Below are 16,655 nucleotides of genomic sequence, written 5' to 3'. Positions count from 1 at the left end.
TAATGGATATGCGAAAAAACTAAAAATTAAATCGGATACGCAGGCAGCGCTGTTTAGGCGGGCAAAATAATGGATTAGGATGGATAGCAAGAGTAGAAAAGTTCGCGGAATTGATTTCAGTCGAACCGGAAGTTCTTTTTATTAGTGGAGGGAAACTAGGTGTATCAATTGAAAAAATCATCAGAACTCCAGTCTAAGTGACTGTCGTTCTGATGATTTATGTTCGATAACAACTTAGTGGAAGAGAACAACTGTTAAACGGATTAGCGATCTGTCAGACGACCATTTTCCATATGCAGATGCTTTTCGGCAATCTTTAGGGTACTCTCACGATGGGAGACGACGATCATGGTCTTGTCCTTCAGCTTTTCTTTAAATGTCGCAAGGATGGCTTGTTCGTTTACATAATCGAGATTGCTGGTAGGCTCATCTAGTAAGATCAATGGCGCATCGTAGATTAATAAACGTGCCAAACCGATGCGTTGGCGTTCGCCGTCCGAGAGCGTGCGAGAAAGCTTGCTGAGTTGTGTTTCGTAGCCTTCAGGCAGTGAAAGAATCCACTCGTGGATCGCCGCTGCTTTGGCGGCTTCCGAGATCTCAGCTTGGGTGACTTCTGGTCGTTTTAAGGAAATATTGTTGGCGATTGTATCTTCGAACAAGAAGGTCGATTGCTCCATTACACCTTCTAAATGATGAAGGGATTCTTCCTTAAGGGATGTTAAGGGAAGTCCATTGATCGTTAATTTGCCGCTATCTGGGTCCCAATAGCGCATCAATAGTTTTAACAAGGTACTTTTCCCACTACCGCTTTCCCCGCTGATCCCCAGGCGTTCCCCTTTCTTCAATTCTAAAGAGATTTCTTTCAAGATAACTTTATCCGTTTTGGGATAATGGAAAGACACATTTGTTGCTTGAAGGGCTTCAAGGCTTTCAACAGCTTCTGTCGATTTTTCAAATTCAACAAAAGGCTCTTCATGGACGAGCTGATAAAGTCGTCGTCCGCTAGAGAAGGTTGTTAATAAGGCATTTCCTAGATTTCCCAACGCCAGGACAGGGCCAAAGGAACTCAGGCTCACTACTACAGAAAGAACAATCGCCTCATAGGATAGGCCGCGATTGCTACCTAAATAAAAAACGCAAAGGGTGGTTCCGATAACAACTAGTTCGCTAAAAAGCTGCAATGAGTTGCCTTGAAAAATTCGTCGACGATTCTCCTGGTTCAACAGACGGCTATCCGTATCCAATTTCTTTAACCGGTTTTCTTCTAAATGAAATTGGGCGATATCCTTTAAGCTATTGGCATTTTCCATGATCGTTTGGTTGACTCGCACAAAGGCTTTTTTATAATCGTCACCTATTTGAAGATTTCGGCGGTAGCTGATGAAGGGAATAATCCCGCCAATCAGGAGCTGTCCAGCAAGCAGGATCAGCGCCACACCTAAATCAAAGTAGGCCAAAAAAATGAAGGTGACGAATGTTGTGCCTAAGGCAATAAAAACAGGGGAGATCGTATGGGCGAAAAAGACCTCCAACGCCTCCACATCGGTGGAGATCGAGGTGATCAATTCGCCACTGTTCTTCCCAGTCAAGCGGGCAGGCCCGATGGTTCTTAAAGCAGCAAAAATTCGTTCACGAATATGTGCTAACAAAGAAAAGGCGATATCATGATTTTGATATTGCTCTAAGTAACGCGCTACCCCGCGTACGATACCGCAAGCAATCAAGAGTGCTAAGATGACAGGAAGATTTATTGTTGCTCCAGCTACCATCTGCAATAGTGTAAGTGTACTGATGACTGGTATTGCGACGACGGCAAGATTGCTGATAATGCCTAACAAAATGGCTAAGGACATTTTGCCTAAAAAGGGCTTCGTGAAAGCGAGCAGCCAACGAATCAAGAGGCTATCCTTCATTTTCGATCGCTCCCTTCATTTGATGTGTTTCTTCTGTGAAATAGGCGTTGAAATACGCCGATGTTTGCTTCAGTTCCTGCGGTGTGCCCGCTTCAACTACTGTTCCGTCTTTAAAGACATAGACCTGATCAGCAGCGAGAACATTGTACAATCGGTGGGAAACAAAAATCACGATCGCTTCTTCAGCTAGCTCTTTCAGCGTTTCTAAAATGATCTCTTCGCTTTCGATATCGACGCCGGAAGTAATCTCATCGAAAATATAGCATTCTGCTGAAACCGCCAAAGCACGGGCCAGAATCAATCGTTGTCGTTGTCCGCCGGATAGATTTTTCCCGTTTTCTTCTAAGACGGTAGCTAATTTCTCTGGTAGCTGCTCGACAAAAGGCGATAATTTTACGCGATCCAACAGGGTCCAGATTTCCTCATCCGTTAATGCAGGGTTTGCCAATAGCAGATTTTCGCGAATACTTTCCGCATAAAGAAAATCCTTTGTATTCACTAAAATACCCTTATCCAATACCGCCGAAAAACTCAATTCCTTAAGGTCGGTTTGGTTCCAACGGATCGTTCCTTGATAGTCATCCAATTGATTTAATAATAGTTGAGCAAAGGTGCTTTTACCTGAGCCAGATTTTCCGACAAAAGCAGTGAAGGTCCCTTTTTTCAATTGTAGAGAGAGGTTTCGGATAGCACATACTTCCTGATTTTCATAGGTAAAATTCAACTGATCGACCGTAATCGTACTCAATGGTTCCGGCCAATGGTTGATTGAGCCATCGACTTTTTCTGGCAAAGCTAAATAATCAAAGATTTTTCCGCAGGAGCTAATACCGTTCATCGCCACATGGAAAAGGGAACCTAACTGGCGCATCGGCAGGAAGAACTCCGCACCGACTAAAATGAAGACGAGTACCCCATAAACGGTTAATTGCTGTTGCTGAAAGGCCATTAACGCCAAGCCAATTCCGAGGGCGGCACCGCTGTAGGAAAAAATATCCATGATCGTGATCGAATTCAGCTGCATTGACAACAAGCTCATCGTAGCTTTGCGGAATGTTTGTGCATCTTCTGCAAGTTCTCGTTGTTTGGCGGCGTCTTGGTTATAGGCCTTCAGAACACTTAAGGCACTCAGGCTTTCATGGAAACGCGTCCCAAGATTTGTGTATTGATCCCAATACTTATTTAAAATCCGTTTAGCTATTTTCATGACTGCCATGATCGTAATCGGAATAAATGGCACGCAAATCAGCATCGCCACAGCCGGTTGCCAAGCTAGTGAGACCAAATAGGCAAACAAGATCAGCGAAGCCAGCAGACAATAAAAGAGCTGCGGCAAGAAATGGGCATAATACATTTCCAGCTGCTCAATGCCATCGCCAGAAAGCTGCGCTAAGGTAGTTGCCGGTAATTGTCGGGAGGTGTTCCCTAGTCGAAACGCCTTTTCCATCACTTTTTTTCGTAAAGCCACTCGTAAATCGGCTGAAGCCTGATCGGTTAAAAAAGCGGATAAACGGATTAGGATCAATTTTCCGATCAAGGCCAAAAGAATCAACCCAAATGGCAGACTCAAAGGCAATGAGCGTCCTTGAACCAGATGGCTCAATAAAAAGGCGAGTGTTCGCCAGATATACAAGGACAAGCCTAGATTGATACAACGAATCACGACTTGCAGAATCAGTGTTTGTTTCTTAGCAATTGCGAATAAACGACGATCAATCATTCGGTTCCCCTGCCTTCACTGCTGCTTTTTTACCGCGCAGATACCAAGTCAAACCTATCACGTGGGCAATATACACGATTACTAAGCAAATCCGCATCGGTGTATTATCCACCAACAATCCAGGAATCAAAAAGACGATAAAAATCATCAAAAACATTTTGACCATTCCCGCATTAGTGATCTTCTTTTTGACGATCGGCTCCTCCACGGCTCGTTTATAGAACGAGGAATGAATGAACTTATTGTAATATTTATCCGAACTGCGCAGCCAAAAGAAGGCCGTCAGTAAATAAAATACTGTAGTTGGTAAAAAGGGAAGAAAGATGCCTAATGTTCCAAGTGCGAAGGTTAGCGCACCGAGAGAAAAATAAAAGATTTTTTTCACAAGTATGTCCTCCATTAATCAGTTAAAAGAAAGTGTTTACTTGTTCATCTTATGCTAAATGAAAATGATTATCAATCTCTTCTGTGCTTTCCTTTAAAAAAATCGTTTGTCGTAAGATCTTGATTAATAGCCAAAAACGACCGAATCGCTTTGACGTTCTTGGTATTGATTGGTTAAAAATCATTTTTACTATTTCTTTTGTCAATAAAAGAGTTTCTATATCCAGCAAGTTGCCGTAAAATTTTATGTGAGAAGGAAAATAAAATGTTAGATGATTGATGTCTTGAAATGGAAAAAGGAGCGAGCGAATCGAATGAAGCGATTGTTAAAATGGAGTTTGCTTTTATTGATCATTCTCGGCGGTTGCGGGAACAAAGCAGCAGAAGAGACGACAAAAAAGGAATCTTCGGAAGACTCAAAAGCGAAAAGCAGTTCTATCGTGAAGTTGAATTTTTCAGCAGTTGGGGATAATTTGATTCATGACTACATCTATGACCACCTCAGACGAGAGGATGGCACGTATCGCTTTGATGAAATGTATGAACCAACCAACTATTTACAGAAGGATCGAGATATTTCTTACATTAATCTGGAAACAATTTGTGCTGGAGAAGAATTGGGTTTGTCTGGTTATCCGACGTTTAATGGTCCGACGCAAGTGTTGGATTCGCTGCATAAGGCCGGCTATAACTGGCTATCAGCAGCGAGTAATCATACCATGGACAGAGGGGAAGAGGGAATTATTAAACAACTGGAATACTTGGAAAAATATCCAGATATGACAGTGACTGGTTCGCAAAAATCCCCTGAGGCCAAGCGTTTTAAGGTAAAAAAAATCAAAGGGGTGAAAGTCGGCTTTATGTCTTACACCTTTGGCTTAAATGGAATACCGTTACCTGAAGGGAAGGACTATTTGGTCAATCTGATCGACGAAGAGCAAATCAAGAAGGATATGCAGGCATTAAACAAAAAAAGTGATGTGCAAATCGTTAGTATGCACTGGGGAGAGGAATATCAATTTTCACCTAACCAAGAACAAGAAAAGCTGGCACAGCTATTAAGCGATGCCGGGGTAGATGTGATCGTAGGCGGACATCCCCACGTCATTCAACCAATGGATTATCTAAAAGGCAAAGATGGAAATCAAACGCTCGTGATGTATTCGCTTGGAAACTTCATCTCTTCCCAAGCAGAAAATGACCGGATGTTGGGCGGCATGGGACGCTGGACGATCACTTATGATAAGCGGGAAAAGAATTTCAAGTTTGAGAAGGTGGCGTTTTGGCCGACGATCACCTATATTGGTGATAATTACCAAACCTATAAAACTTATGCCTTGAAGGATTACACGAATGAATTGGCTAATCAGCACATGATCCATGTCAATCAGGGACAGGATTTGTCGCGCGAATATTTTATCGAACGAACCAAGCAGATAATGAATGATAAGGTGAAGATTGTCTATTAATCAAGACAGCAAGTCAAATCAAGCGGCACGCTTCCCGAGGCTCTACAATAAAAGCAGGGTGGTGGAAGGATGTATGAGTGGCAGAGACAGATTCAGCAGATCGTTGATGAGATCGATCGCTGTATCGCAGGCTATAACGATGAGGCGTTGACCTTACGTCGACTTTCGCGGAAAATGGGCTATTCTGAGTTTTATACGACGCGAAAATTCAAGGAAATTTCTGGCATGTCTTTTCGCGAGTATTTGCGTCAGCGAAAACTAGCCTTTGCCTTGAAGGAGGTTCGGGATACTCAGAAAAGTTTTTTAGAAATTGCTTTCGATTACGGCTTTTCTTCCCATGAGGCGTTTACTCGCGCATTTAAAAACATGTATGGGATCGCTCCTAGCGAGTATCGAAGACTGCCGAAGCCGGTCGTCCTGCGAACCAGAATTAGTTCTTTTGACCGCTACTTTTTAGGATTGGGAGAGATCGGTATGGTGAAAACAACAGACGCTGTCAAAACATATTTTGTCACGATTCCGGCACATCAGTTTCTGTATATTAAAAACAATCAGAGCAATGGCTACTGGGATTTTTGGGAGAAGCAAAGTCAGATTCCTGGACAGGATTGCGATACGATTAGTGGACTGTTAGACAGTATCAAGGGGAAACTTGATGACAATGGTGGGAACGAACCCAATAGCAGTAGCGGTCAAGTCATGGCCTATATCAGCGATCCAGAGGGACGGCTGTGTGATTGGGGCTTTCTAAGATCGGAATGCTACGGTGCGCGCTTACCTGCTGATTATCAAGGAGAGATACCTGAGCAGATGCTGTTGATGGATGTGCCCGAGGCAGAGTATCTAGTTTTTGAACATGGGCCTTTTGATTACGAGCAGGAAAATCGCAGTGTGGAGGAAACCGTAGAAAAAGCCATGGAGGACTTTGATTTTTCGAATACGGAGTATCTCTATGATACGACACCGGGGCGAGTGATCTATTTTTACCATGATCCAGAACGTTTTTGGAAATACGTGAGACCTGTAAAAAAGTAATAGAAAACAGCGAGGTTGACTAAAAATCACCCTCGCTGTTTTTTTAACATTAAAGGAAGTATAACATTTTAAGCGGTCAAAGGATTGATACATCAATCTTTTGACCGCTTTTCATCTGGTCTTTTTCCTATTAAACTAGAGAGATGAAACCCAATATTTTAATATATAACGACTAATTACAAATCAAACATTCTTCTTCTAAATTTCCGTGATTGATTTGATTGAATTCATTTCCCCATTGATGCAACATTTGAATGACCGGTTTTAAGGAATAGCCATAACCAGTGATATTGTAGGAGACCATCAGCGGTTTTTCCTGGAGGACATGGCGTTCAATCAGACCATCATTTTCTAGATCCTTCAATTGCAGTGAGAGCATTCTACGGGTAATCCCGGGGATTTTTTTCTGTAATTCATTATAACGATGTTCACCTTCAAAAATAAGATGATACAACAACACGCTTTTCCATCTACCAGAAATCAGTTGAAGCGTAGATTCCACGGAACAACCTTCTTCGCAATTATAAATTTTTCGTACCATGTAGGAGCCTCCTTATAGTGTATGACTGGGGGTCTTTTTTTATACTATCTTTTTTATCACAGACAATAACCAGCGTCTATTATTTTATCTCCGCTTTGCTGCCTTAAGGAAAAATTTAAAAATTAAGGTATAAAAAAATTCCCTAATTTACATTTGTAGACGCTGGTTTTATGATAGCTGTACAAAACAGGGGGCTACTCATTGATTCGAAAGAAATTGTGTCAACCTGTTAGTGTATATTATGTGCAGAATGAAAAGGAGAAGTTTATTATGGAATTACCTACAGAAAACTATTTCGGTGAGCTAGAACAAGTGCATGCCTTTTATGGTGAAATGCCCACAGGTGTAAGTGTCAGTGAGACCGGTAGAATTTTTATTAATTTCCCTGAATGGGGCGATGATGTTCAAGCCACAGTTGTTGAGATCGTTGATGGCGAATTGGTGCCTTATCCAAGCAAAGAAGCCAATACCTTTGATCCAGCGAACCCTGATAAAGGCTTTTTAAGTGTCCAGAGTATTGTTGCTGACGGAGAAGGGACACTTTGGGTCTTAGATACGGCTGCACCAAACTTTGATGTACCAGTCGAAGGTGCTGCTAAGTTGGTGGCCGTCGACCTTGCGACAAATACGATTCGTCGTGTATACACCTTTTGCAAAGAAGTTGTCTTAGATTCAACCTATTTAAATGATGTCCGCATCGATCTTCGTCGCGGCAAAGAAGGTGTCGCTTATATCACGGATTCATCCATTACAGGACCTGGTGCAATCATTGTTGTCGAGTTGGATACTGGAAACGCTTTTCGAATTTTGGATGGGACACCATCGACAGCAGTTGATCCTGATTTTCTGCCGAAAGTCGAAGGAGAAATCTTAATGAATCGGGACGAAAACGGGGAGACTTCTCCATGGCAAGTGGCCGCAGATGGGATTGCCTTATCACCAGATGGCAAACTGCTTTATTATAGTCCCTTATCCAGTCGTCATCTTTACTCGATTGAGACAGCATTGATTTTTGACCAAGAAATCGAAGACGACGCGCTAGAAGCGCATGTCAAAGACTGGGGAGAAAAGGGCGCCTCTGATGGCATGATTACAGCAATTGACGGGACCATTTATGCTGGGGACTACGAGAATAATGGAATTCGTGCGATTTATACGGATGGTACGATGGAAACGATCGCGCACGATCCGCGAATTTTATGGCCGGACACGTTATCGATCGGACCAGACGAATATTTGTACTTCAATAGTAATCAGCTGCAACGTCAAGCGGGCTTCCATTATGGCAAAGACCTGCGGGAAAAACCATATAGCTTATTCCGGATCTTCATTGGCAAAAAGCCAGCTAAATCAAAGTAGGGAGAGAATTACATGAATAAAAGAGCAGAAATTTTGAACGCACACAAACGCCGTTTTGCCACCAAAGCATTTGATAAAAGTAAGAAAATTAGTAACGAGGACTGGGAAACAATTATTGAAGCGGGTCGTTTATCGCCAAGCTCCTTCGGTTATGAACCTTGGAAGTTTCTTTTAATCGAAAGCCAGCAAGTCAAGGACGAGTTGCAAGAGATCGCTTGGGGCGCACGAAACAGCTTGAATGGCGCCAGTCACTTTCTGATCGTTCTGGCTAGAAAAAATCTGACGGGAAATAGCCAGCATGTCAAACATATGGTGGAGGATGTTTTTGGGGTTCCCTATTCAGAGGAATCACCACAAACGATCTTCTTCAATAATTTCCAAAAAAATGATTTTGATCTGTCCTCAGAGCGAGAACTATTCGATTGGGCATCAAAACAAACCTACATTGCCTTAGCCAATATGATGACAACTGCCGCATACCTAGATATCGACAGCTGCCCGATCGAAGGCTTCAACAAAGAAGCGGTGGATCAATACTTAGTTGAAAAAGGCTATGTTGATCCAGAAGAATTCGGCGTTTCTTACATGGCTGGTTTTGGTTACAGAGACCAAGCCATTCCAGAGAAAAAACGTCAAAAATTAAGTGATGTTTATCAAGTCATAGAGTAAGATCAAATTATAGGAGGCCGATAAAAATGTCTGAAAAAGAAATGATGCACGCCGTTGGTTTTTTTGAAGGATTGCCAATTGATGACCCCAACAGTTTTATTGATGCGAAGGAAGAGATTCCTAAGGCGGTCGGAAGAGATTTGTTAGTCAAGGTTCAAGCCGTGTCTGTTAATCCAGTGGATACGAAGCTGCGTCAAACGGCCCGAACAAGCAATGCGCTTCGGGTACTTGGTTTTGATGCTGTTGGTGAAGTGGCGGCTGTCGGGAATGAAGTAGAAAACTTTAAGGTAGGAGATCTTGTTTTTTACGCGGGAACAACGACACGACATGGGAGTAATCAAGAATATCAAATCGTCGATGAGCGGATCGTTGCGTTAGCTCCTGAAAAATTAACGAAGGAAGAAGCCGCATCATTGCCGCTAACTTCGTTGACTGCGTATGAATTACTTTTCGACAAATTTAATATCGTGCCTCAACAGGATTCAGCGAAAGGAAAATCCATTCTTGTGATCAATGGTGCCGGCGGTGTGGGCTCTATTTTGAATCAATTAGCCAAATGGGCGGGACTAGAAGTGTTTGCGACTTCGAATCCGAACAATTTTGAGTGGTTGAAAAAAGTCGGTGTTGATCACCCGCTTGATTACCATCAAGACCTTAAGGCGCAGCTCAGAGAAATTGGAACGGACTCTTTTGATTACATTGCTGTTTTGTTTGATATCACGAAGTACTTAGATATCATCAAATCCATGATCAATCCTTTTGGTCATGTCGGAACGATTGTGGGAATCAAGGAACCGTTAGAACTTGCTGAGTGGAAAAATAAATCAGTGTCCTTTGATTGGGAGTACATGTTTGCGAAGACGGACTTTGGTTATGACCTTGAATCACAAGGCGCTGCCTTAAAAACGATCGCTGAACTAGCCGATGCCGAGATTATTATTCCCACCGTCAGCAAAATCTATGATACTGGAATCAATGCGGAGAATCTAAAACGTGCGACTAAGGATGTTGAGTCTGGTCACATGCTAGGAAAAGTCGTTATTAGTGGACCCTTTTAAAGAAAATTGACTAAAGGAAGAATCGTCTGTATAGGAGACGATTCTTCCTTTTTTGATAAAAAAACGCAGTCCAAAAAATGGACTACGTTAGGATGGTAGTAGAATTATTCTCTACTCATGGAATTTTTCAAAAATGCTTCATCGTTAGGGTCACCAGAACCGCGTTGATTTTTATCGATCGCTGCGATAAGGTTCATTTCCTCATCTGTCAAAGTGAAGTCAAAGACATCGATATTTTGCGCGATCCGTTCTGCATGAACCGATTTTGGAATCACAATGATATTCCGTTGCAGGTGCCAGCGTAAGATCACTTGTGCCACCGATTTGTTGTGGGCTTCCGCGATTTTCACTAACGTTGGATCGTCTAAAACAGTGCTCTTGCCTTGTCCAAGCGGTCCCCAAGCTTCATGGGCGATATCTAGGCTCTTCAAATACTCATGCAATTCCTTTTGCTGGAAGTAGGGATGTGTTTCGATTTGATCAACTGCTGGTTTTATTTTCGCGGTCGTCAATAATTTTTCCAAATGTGGTTTCTCAAAATTAGAGACCCCGATGGATTTGATCAAGCCTTCGTTGTATAAGTCCTCCATTGCCCGCCATTTTTCGTTGTAGCCTTCGCTTGGCCAGTGGATCAAATAAAGATCCAAGTAGTCGGTTTGTAGTTTCTTTAAAGATTCATGGAAAGCGGTGATCGTTTCATCATAAGTCGTATTATTATTCCAAAGCTTTGAGGTGATGAAGAGCTCTTCACGCTTTATATTACTTTTCGCTAAAGCTTCACCCAACCATGCTTCGTTATGGTAAATTGTTGCCGTATCGAAGTGACGATAGCCGCTTTTTAAAGCATCGGCTACTGAACGTTTCAAATCATCTGGATCTTGAACTTTAAACACACCTAAGCCCAATTGAGGAATCATTTGTCCGTTGTTTAATTTCAGCTGTTCCATTAAGAAAACCTCCTAATTATCGTTGTTACTATTAAAAGTATAACGCTGTAGTAGATATATCGTAACAATTTTGCTTTAAAAAGACGAAACCTTTTCTGATACAAAGTCTCTTCACGCGGATAGTAGCCTGTATTATTGGTATTTAAAACAAGTATATAGATGTAATAAGTTTACGCAACGCTTCATAACTTACTCCTTAAAAGGAATCAGATTTACGTTTGTAATCTGGCCATTCCTTTAAAAGCTTAAGACAATTTCTCGAATTGCCTCGTTATAGGCCATCGGATTTTCTAGATTAGTCATATGACCAGCATCTTCAATCCAGTAGAGTTGCTTTCGAGGTGCTTCTATCCGTTCGTAGTATTCTTCGACTAAAACGCTAGGAACCTGCCAATCATTTCTCCCACAAATATAAAAGACCGGTAAATCATAATGAGTCACGTCTTCAATTGAATAGTCTAGTAGTAGCTCCATTAACTTGGCATTCAACAGGGGACACCGTAGAGCCAGATAGATGTCTGAGAGTTTAAAAGTCGGGCTTTTGAGGCCGATTTTATTGATCTTCAAATTATTACCAGTCAAGCCATATTTTCCTTGTAGCTTTCGGAAGCGTTGTGCGTATTTCATAAAGTTGTCTTTCGTTAGATTATGAGTATAACCAGCAAAGGCCTCATAAGCCTTCAAATCCTTTCGCTTGCCTTTTGCATGAATTAATTCACCAAGATACTTATACGAACGTTCTTCGCCTTTCATCATATGAACTACCTGTCCCATGCCAATATAAGCGATGACATCATCCGGGTAGCGTAATACATACTGTGTGCCGAGGACAGAGCCCCATGAATGACCTAGTAGGAAAAGCTTCTCAGTTTGATAGTTGTCTTTGATATACTTAACTGTTTCTCGCAGGTCAGCTAATAGATTCTCCAGTGTTAAAGTGTCCGGTTTTGATTTATTTTTCCCTTGAGTCCGACCGGCTCCTCGTTGATCGTAGTAGACAAAACTGCAAACAGGATTGGTGGGTCTTGCTGCATAGGAAAGAAGCGTCTCAGAGGCTCCTGGACCTCCATGCAGAAATAAGACAACACTGTCTGAGTCTGTCGGATAATGTAGAAAATATTGTTGAATATCATTGATTTTTACATATTCTTCCATAGAAATCTCCTTAAAAAATATATTTAAAGTATAACAGAATGGAGAGTGAACTGCTCTACAACGACAGAATGCGCCCTTTATCGACTATGAAAACACCGTTTTTCGATTTATTGGGTTTGACAAACCAAAGGAAGCAGATTTCAATAAAAAACATATTTCCAAGTTTTTTACATTATTAATTCAAAAAACAAAATATTTTCTTTTTTTTAGGGGATTCCAATTTTAGAATATATAGTATTATAAAATAACAGATACTATTATTTGCTTGAATTGACTAAGAAGAATGGGGTATTACGATGGGGAAAATAAGGTCGGATCATCTACAAAAGATCAGGAAGCAAAACTATGGCACGAGGAACTGTGACATAGGAAAAAACAGATTATTTATTGTTGTTCTGTTGATAGGGCTACTGCTTGTTACCAGTCCTATGAATACGCAGGCAACCATCTGGCAAGCAAATTCAGTAGAAACCATCAAAGCGAAACTAAAGGCTGGGCAAAATACGTATACCTTTGAAACGGGGGATACTTTTTACAATATTGGTTTAGCCGTTAATGTGAAATGGCAGACGCTTATGGCATTGAATGGTTTTGAAGAGGGTAGCCAATATAGTGTACCGGTTGGAACGACTATCAAATTTGATGGCTCCAGAATTACGGTAATCGATCCAAGTGGACACACGATAACCGATAAAGAGCTGACTGATCAGGACAAGATCGATCCATCGAAGCCATTTGCTCAGCAACAATCAGAATCCTCCCAATCTGCAGGAAGCACAAAAACTGCAACAAAGGTCGAAGAGCAAGCGGCCGTACCTGTTGATCCGTCTCAAGCAAAAAAAGAGAAACAAGCAGCAGAGGCGCAACGAGAACAGGCCGAAAAGGAAAAACAAGCTGCAGAAAAAGAACGGCAAGAAGCGGAGCGCTTAAAGCAGGCAGCAGAGCAGAAGCTGACAGAGGAGCTGAACAAAGAAAATCAGGACGCCCATACAGAACTGCAGGTTCAACAAGCAGCCGCCACCGCAAAAGTAGCAGAAGCACAAAAGAATTACGATGGCCTTACCGGACAATTAGCAGGAGTCGGACAAAAACTCGTTGCCGCAACAGCTGCCAAGCAAGCGGCCCAGACCGCCTTAACGAATGCTCAGACAGCGATCAATGAAGCAACAGCGAATCAAGGCATTGCTCAACAGCGTGTGACAGCAGTCAGTGAACAAATTGCTGCGTTGCAAGCTCAAGCAGGAGAGGATGAAACGCTCCAAGCTCAACTGACGCAGTTGAAGCAGCAGCTTGCTGCAGCTCAGGGAGAATTAGCCGCATATGGCGCGCAATTAACCACCGCGCAGCAAAACCTAAACACTGCACAAGCAGCCTATACCGCAGCAGAAGCCGCATTAAATTCTGCCGCAGCTGAAAAAACATCGATTGAAGCCGCTGTTGCCCAAGCTCAAGCGACATTGAACACTGCGCAGCAAGAGTTAGCCAATTTGCCTAATTCTTCCTCCGCCGCAACCAGTGAAGCAGCCAAAAAAATTCAAGCCGAGCTAGCCCAATACCAGCAGAAAATCGCGGCTTTGGATCAACAAATCACGGAGTTGGCCGCTAAAGTTCAAGCTCTGGACGAACGTATCAGTGAATTGGAGAAAGTCATTCAAGGAGCGAGTGAAGAAGTCCAACAGGCCGAAACAAAAGGAAAAGAGGCAGAAGATTCAGCGGAAGACACCGAGGATCACTTAGGTAAATCCGATCAGACAGCCAAAGAGGTTGAAGACAATCTGCCCCATGTCCCCACAAACGAAGATAAGTATGTCACAATTATGCTTGATGAAGCAGGCAATCTGTTAACGGATACCACGGGGTATGTAAAGGTTTCTGAATCCGAACCAGTAAAGACAGTTGAAACCTTAGAAAATGGCGATACCATAACGACCTACACGACGACAATCACGTATCGCAAGATAGTCAATACTGATAAGCATGTGACCATCCATGTGGATGAAGCAGGCAATCCATTGACCAACCTTGAGGGCTATTTCAAGCTCAACGAATCCGAACCCGTGAAGACGGTCGAGACATTAGCCAATGGCGATACGATCACTACGTATACAACGACCATCACCTATCACAAAATTGCCAACATAGAGAAACAAGTGACGATCAACGTGGATGAAGCAGGCAATCCATTGACCAGTCTTGAAGGTTACTTCAAGCTCAGTGAGTCTGAACCCGTGAAGACAGTCGAAACGTTAGCTAACGGCGATACGGTTACCACGTATACGATTACCGTGACCTATCATAAAATTCAAAACAAAGATAAGTATGTCACGAAGCATGTCGATGAAGCTGGGAATGAATTGACGGATCTGACCGGGTACCGAAAAATCTCTGAATCCGAGCCAATCAAGACGGTCGAAACATTAGCCAATGGCGATACGATCACGACCTATACAACAACGATCACCTACAAGAAGATCGACCCAATTATTGAAGCGATCAAACCCGCCAATGATCCTGCGGTCCAAACAATCAAGGATCAAGTAGTAAAGGACGATACGAGAGTCACCGTTGATCAGGCGGATAACCTAGTGAATGTTGCGTTTTCTAAAGAAGTCGCGAAGCATTTTGAACAACTGGTTCAGGAAGAACAGGAGAAATATGGCGAGAAAAAAGTCAGCAATACGAAGGACGAAGCAGCCTATCGTGAAGTTGCTGAACGAGCAGTCGAAGTGATGTACAATTTTTCTCATACACGCCCAGCAAATACCGTCAGCGGTGAAACCTATGTTGTTGATCGTGAAATTGGATCGGAAAAAATGGGTTTCTGGACGGAAAATATTTCTCACACATATATTCGAAAAGTAGAGGTAGAGGACGATTCGACCATTCTAGCACAATTGATCGCGAAGCAAATGTTCCTGCAATACATTGAGTATGAACGTGAGGCAGGAAGAGCCGGAGACTATACCAATGGCGGACACTACATCAATATCATCCAGTCAGGTTTTTCTGATATGGCACTTGCGGTGTTTATTGTTGTGGACGAGGAGTATCCAGATACTTACTATAAGGTTTCTACGGCAGTATGTACCGGACCTGTATCGATTGTAAAATAAATACGAACCCCCTAAAAAAGAGCGAATCTGAGATTTTTCAGACCCGCTCTTTTTTCTAATTTCTATTCTAGCGCCAACCCAAATCAGGGGCGACATCTTTTACAATAGTTTCAAGTAAGTGCATATTGTAGTCGACTCCCAACGTATTAGGGATCGTAACTAGCACCGTATCTGCTTCTTTGATCGCTTCATCCTCTGCCAATTCCTTGACGATCTTGTCTGGTTCACCCGCAAAGGTCTTCCCAAAGATTGTAGGATTTTGATGATAAGCTAAGAAACCAACTTGATCGTACTTAGCGTCATCGCCTTGATGACCAAATAGTTGACGGTCCATATCTGTAGTAATTGGTTGGATCGAACGTGTTACCAATGTACGTGGTTCGAAATCGTGACCAGCTGCTTTCCATGCTTCTTTGTACGCTCGCAGCTGTTTTGCTTGTTGCACATGGAAGGGTTCGTTGGTCTCGTAGTTTACCAACGTGGATGATTGCAAGTTCATTCCATGTTGTGCTGCCCAAACGGCAGTTTGTGTCGAACCAGCGCCCCACCAGATTCGTTGGCGTAAGCCTTCTGAATAAGGTTCTAAGCGTAATTTTCCAGGTGCTTGCGGGAACATTGGTTGTGGATTTTGTTCAGCAAAACGCCCGCCTTCGATCAATTTCAAAAATTCCAAGGTCCGTTCGCGAGTAACATCCTTGATTTCTTCTTCACTGTAGTCATAGCCGAAATATTTCCAACCATCAAGAACTTGTTCAGGTGAGCCACGGCCTACACCTAATTCAACTCTTCCTTGAGTGATAATATCCGTAAGTCCAGCATTTTCTGCCATCATATAAGGATTTTCATAACGCATATCAATTAAGCCAGTTCCAATCTCGATCTTGCTGGTTTTTGCACCGATCGCTGAAAGTAATGGGAAAGGGGAACCGATTTGATCCGCAAAATGATGCACGCGGTAATAGGCGCCATCAATCCCGATTTTCTCCGCTTCGACTGCTAAATCAATTGATTGCAGGTAGGAATCTTGTGCTGTTTTAACAAGTGAGCCTTGGTCCATCCAATGGCCGAAACTCAAAAAGCCAATTTTTTTCATAAGGAAGACCTCCTTCGTACTTTGTAAAAATCACTTACTTTTAATAAGTTAAGTAGATTCTACTACGTTCCTTTTTAAAAAGCGAGGATTTGTTCTTGGGAGGAATAATGAAGGTTCGTCTGATTATTCAGTTAGAGAATTTGAGCAAGAGTAGGGCGTCATCATGAAATCCTTTTTAACAGTTTATTTCTGAATTCTA

13 protein-coding genes are annotated in these 16,655 nt (G+C 42.4%); 6 read left to right on the top strand and 7 right to left on the bottom strand.

Annotated features, from left to right (window positions below):
* Window positions 1-263: 263 nt before the first annotated feature.
* The 3 genes from IGI44_RS15495 to IGI44_RS15485 are packed head-to-tail and all read right to left on the bottom strand — an operon-like array spanning window position 264 to window position 4,018.
* Window positions 264-1,913, bottom strand: coding sequence for an amino acid ABC transporter ATP-binding/permease protein (locus IGI44_RS15495; RefSeq protein WP_438788668.1), 1,650 nt, complete (start codon window positions 1,911-1,913; stop codon window positions 264-266).
* Entirely contained in the window at window positions 1,903-3,633 is a 1,731-nt protein-coding gene (locus IGI44_RS15490) for an ABC transporter ATP-binding protein/permease (protein ID WP_438788667.1), read from the bottom strand. Before IGI44_RS15490 ends, IGI44_RS15495 begins: the two co-directional genes overlap by 11 nt.
* Window positions 3,626-4,018: a YbaN family protein gene (locus tag IGI44_RS15485; RefSeq protein WP_438788666.1), complete on the bottom strand. Its 393-nt coding sequence runs from the start codon at window positions 4,016-4,018 to the stop codon at window positions 3,626-3,628. The genes IGI44_RS15490 and IGI44_RS15485 overlap by 8 nt, the downstream gene beginning before the upstream one ends.
* Before the next feature lie 313 nt (window positions 4,019-4,331).
* Here IGI44_RS15485 and IGI44_RS15480 point away from each other — a divergent pair, with 313 nt between their 5' ends.
* Both IGI44_RS15480 and IGI44_RS15475 read left to right on the top strand, forming a co-directional pair.
* Window positions 4,332-5,486 (top strand): CapA family protein, encoded by a 1,155-nt coding sequence (locus IGI44_RS15480; protein WP_438788664.1) that lies wholly within the window; start codon window positions 4,332-4,334, stop codon window positions 5,484-5,486.
* Between the two features lie 69 nt (window positions 5,487-5,555).
* The gene (locus IGI44_RS15475) at window positions 5,556-6,521 is read left to right on the top strand and encodes a helix-turn-helix transcriptional regulator (RefSeq protein ID WP_438788663.1); all 966 of its coding nucleotides are present in this window, start codon (window positions 5,556-5,558) and stop codon (window positions 6,519-6,521) included.
* A 172-nt stretch (window positions 6,522-6,693) separates the two neighbouring features.
* On the opposite strand, the gene IGI44_RS15470 is transcribed toward IGI44_RS15475, so the two are convergent.
* Window positions 6,694-7,062: a winged helix-turn-helix transcriptional regulator gene (locus IGI44_RS15470; protein ID WP_438788661.1), complete on the bottom strand. Its 369-nt coding sequence runs from the start codon at window positions 7,060-7,062 to the stop codon at window positions 6,694-6,696.
* 270 nt (window positions 7,063-7,332) lie between these two features.
* On the opposite strand from IGI44_RS15470, the gene IGI44_RS15465 reads away from it, so the two are divergent.
* The 3 genes from IGI44_RS15465 to IGI44_RS15455 are packed head-to-tail and all read left to right on the top strand — an operon-like array spanning window position 7,333 to window position 10,148.
* Window positions 7,333-8,421 (top strand): L-dopachrome tautomerase-related protein, encoded by a 1,089-nt coding sequence (locus tag IGI44_RS15465; protein WP_438788660.1) that lies wholly within the window; start codon window positions 7,333-7,335, stop codon window positions 8,419-8,421.
* Window positions 8,422-8,433: 12 nt separating this feature from the next.
* Window positions 8,434-9,090, top strand: a complete 657-nt coding sequence (locus tag IGI44_RS15460) for an NAD(P)H-dependent oxidoreductase (protein WP_438788659.1) — start codon at window positions 8,434-8,436, stop codon at window positions 9,088-9,090.
* A gap of 26 nt (window positions 9,091-9,116) precedes the next feature.
* A complete protein-coding gene (locus tag IGI44_RS15455; protein ID WP_438788658.1) occupies window positions 9,117-10,148 on the top strand; it encodes a zinc-binding alcohol dehydrogenase family protein in 1,032 nt (343 codons plus the stop codon).
* A gap of 104 nt (window positions 10,149-10,252) precedes the next feature.
* Here the strand turns inward: IGI44_RS15455 and IGI44_RS15450 are convergent, their stop codons facing one another.
* The gene (locus IGI44_RS15450; protein WP_438788657.1) at window positions 10,253-11,095 is read right to left on the bottom strand and encodes an aldo/keto reductase; all 843 of its coding nucleotides are present in this window, start codon (window positions 11,093-11,095) and stop codon (window positions 10,253-10,255) included.
* A 237-nt stretch (window positions 11,096-11,332) separates the two neighbouring features.
* Entirely contained in the window at window positions 11,333-12,250 is a 918-nt protein-coding gene (locus tag IGI44_RS15445) for an alpha/beta fold hydrolase (RefSeq protein WP_438788656.1), read from the bottom strand.
* A 296-nt stretch (window positions 12,251-12,546) separates the two neighbouring features.
* On the opposite strand from IGI44_RS15445, the gene IGI44_RS15440 reads away from it, so the two are divergent.
* Window positions 12,547-15,363, top strand: a complete 2,817-nt coding sequence (locus tag IGI44_RS15440) for a LysM peptidoglycan-binding domain-containing protein (RefSeq protein WP_438788655.1) — start codon at window positions 12,547-12,549, stop codon at window positions 15,361-15,363.
* A 67-nt stretch (window positions 15,364-15,430) separates the two neighbouring features.
* Here the strand turns inward: IGI44_RS15440 and IGI44_RS15435 are convergent, their stop codons facing one another.
* Entirely contained in the window at window positions 15,431-16,456 is a 1,026-nt protein-coding gene (locus tag IGI44_RS15435) for an LLM class flavin-dependent oxidoreductase (protein WP_438788654.1), read from the bottom strand.
* Window positions 16,457-16,655: the final 199 nt, after the last annotated feature.

The sequence above is a fragment of the Enterococcus sp. DIV0756 genome (genome assembly GCF_051710745.1).
GTDB lineage: Bacteria > Bacillota > Bacilli > Lactobacillales > Enterococcaceae > Enterococcus_A.
Note: the sequence above shows the minus strand (reverse complement) of the source record. Positions and strands in the feature narration are given on the sequence as shown.

Coding starts and splice junctions, on each gene's coding strand:
- IGI44_RS15495 (WP_438788668.1), bottom strand. CDS start 1,913: ATGAAGGATAGCCTCTTGATTCGTTGGCTGCTCGCTTTCACGAAGCCC.
- IGI44_RS15490 (WP_438788667.1), bottom strand. CDS start 3,633: ATGATTGATCGTCGTTTATTCGCAATTGCTAAGAAACAAACACTGATT.
- IGI44_RS15480 (WP_438788664.1), top strand. CDS start 4,332: ATGAAGCGATTGTTAAAATGGAGTTTGCTTTTATTGATCATTCTCGGC.
- IGI44_RS15475 (WP_438788663.1), top strand. CDS start 5,556: ATGTATGAGTGGCAGAGACAGATTCAGCAGATCGTTGATGAGATCGAT.
- IGI44_RS15470 (WP_438788661.1), bottom strand. CDS start 7,062: ATGGTACGAAAAATTTATAATTGCGAAGAAGGTTGTTCCGTGGAATCT.
- IGI44_RS15465 (WP_438788660.1), top strand. CDS start 7,333: ATGGAATTACCTACAGAAAACTATTTCGGTGAGCTAGAACAAGTGCAT.
- IGI44_RS15460 (WP_438788659.1), top strand. CDS start 8,434: ATGAATAAAAGAGCAGAAATTTTGAACGCACACAAACGCCGTTTTGCC.
- IGI44_RS15455 (WP_438788658.1), top strand. CDS start 9,117: ATGTCTGAAAAAGAAATGATGCACGCCGTTGGTTTTTTTGAAGGATTG.
- IGI44_RS15450 (WP_438788657.1), bottom strand. CDS start 11,095: ATGGAACAGCTGAAATTAAACAACGGACAAATGATTCCTCAATTGGGC.
- IGI44_RS15445 (WP_438788656.1), bottom strand. CDS start 12,250: ATGGAAGAATATGTAAAAATCAATGATATTCAACAATATTTTCTACAT.
- IGI44_RS15440 (WP_438788655.1), top strand. CDS start 12,547: ATGGGGAAAATAAGGTCGGATCATCTACAAAAGATCAGGAAGCAAAAC.
- IGI44_RS15435 (WP_438788654.1), bottom strand. CDS start 16,456: ATGAAAAAAATTGGCTTTTTGAGTTTCGGCCATTGGATGGACCAAGGC.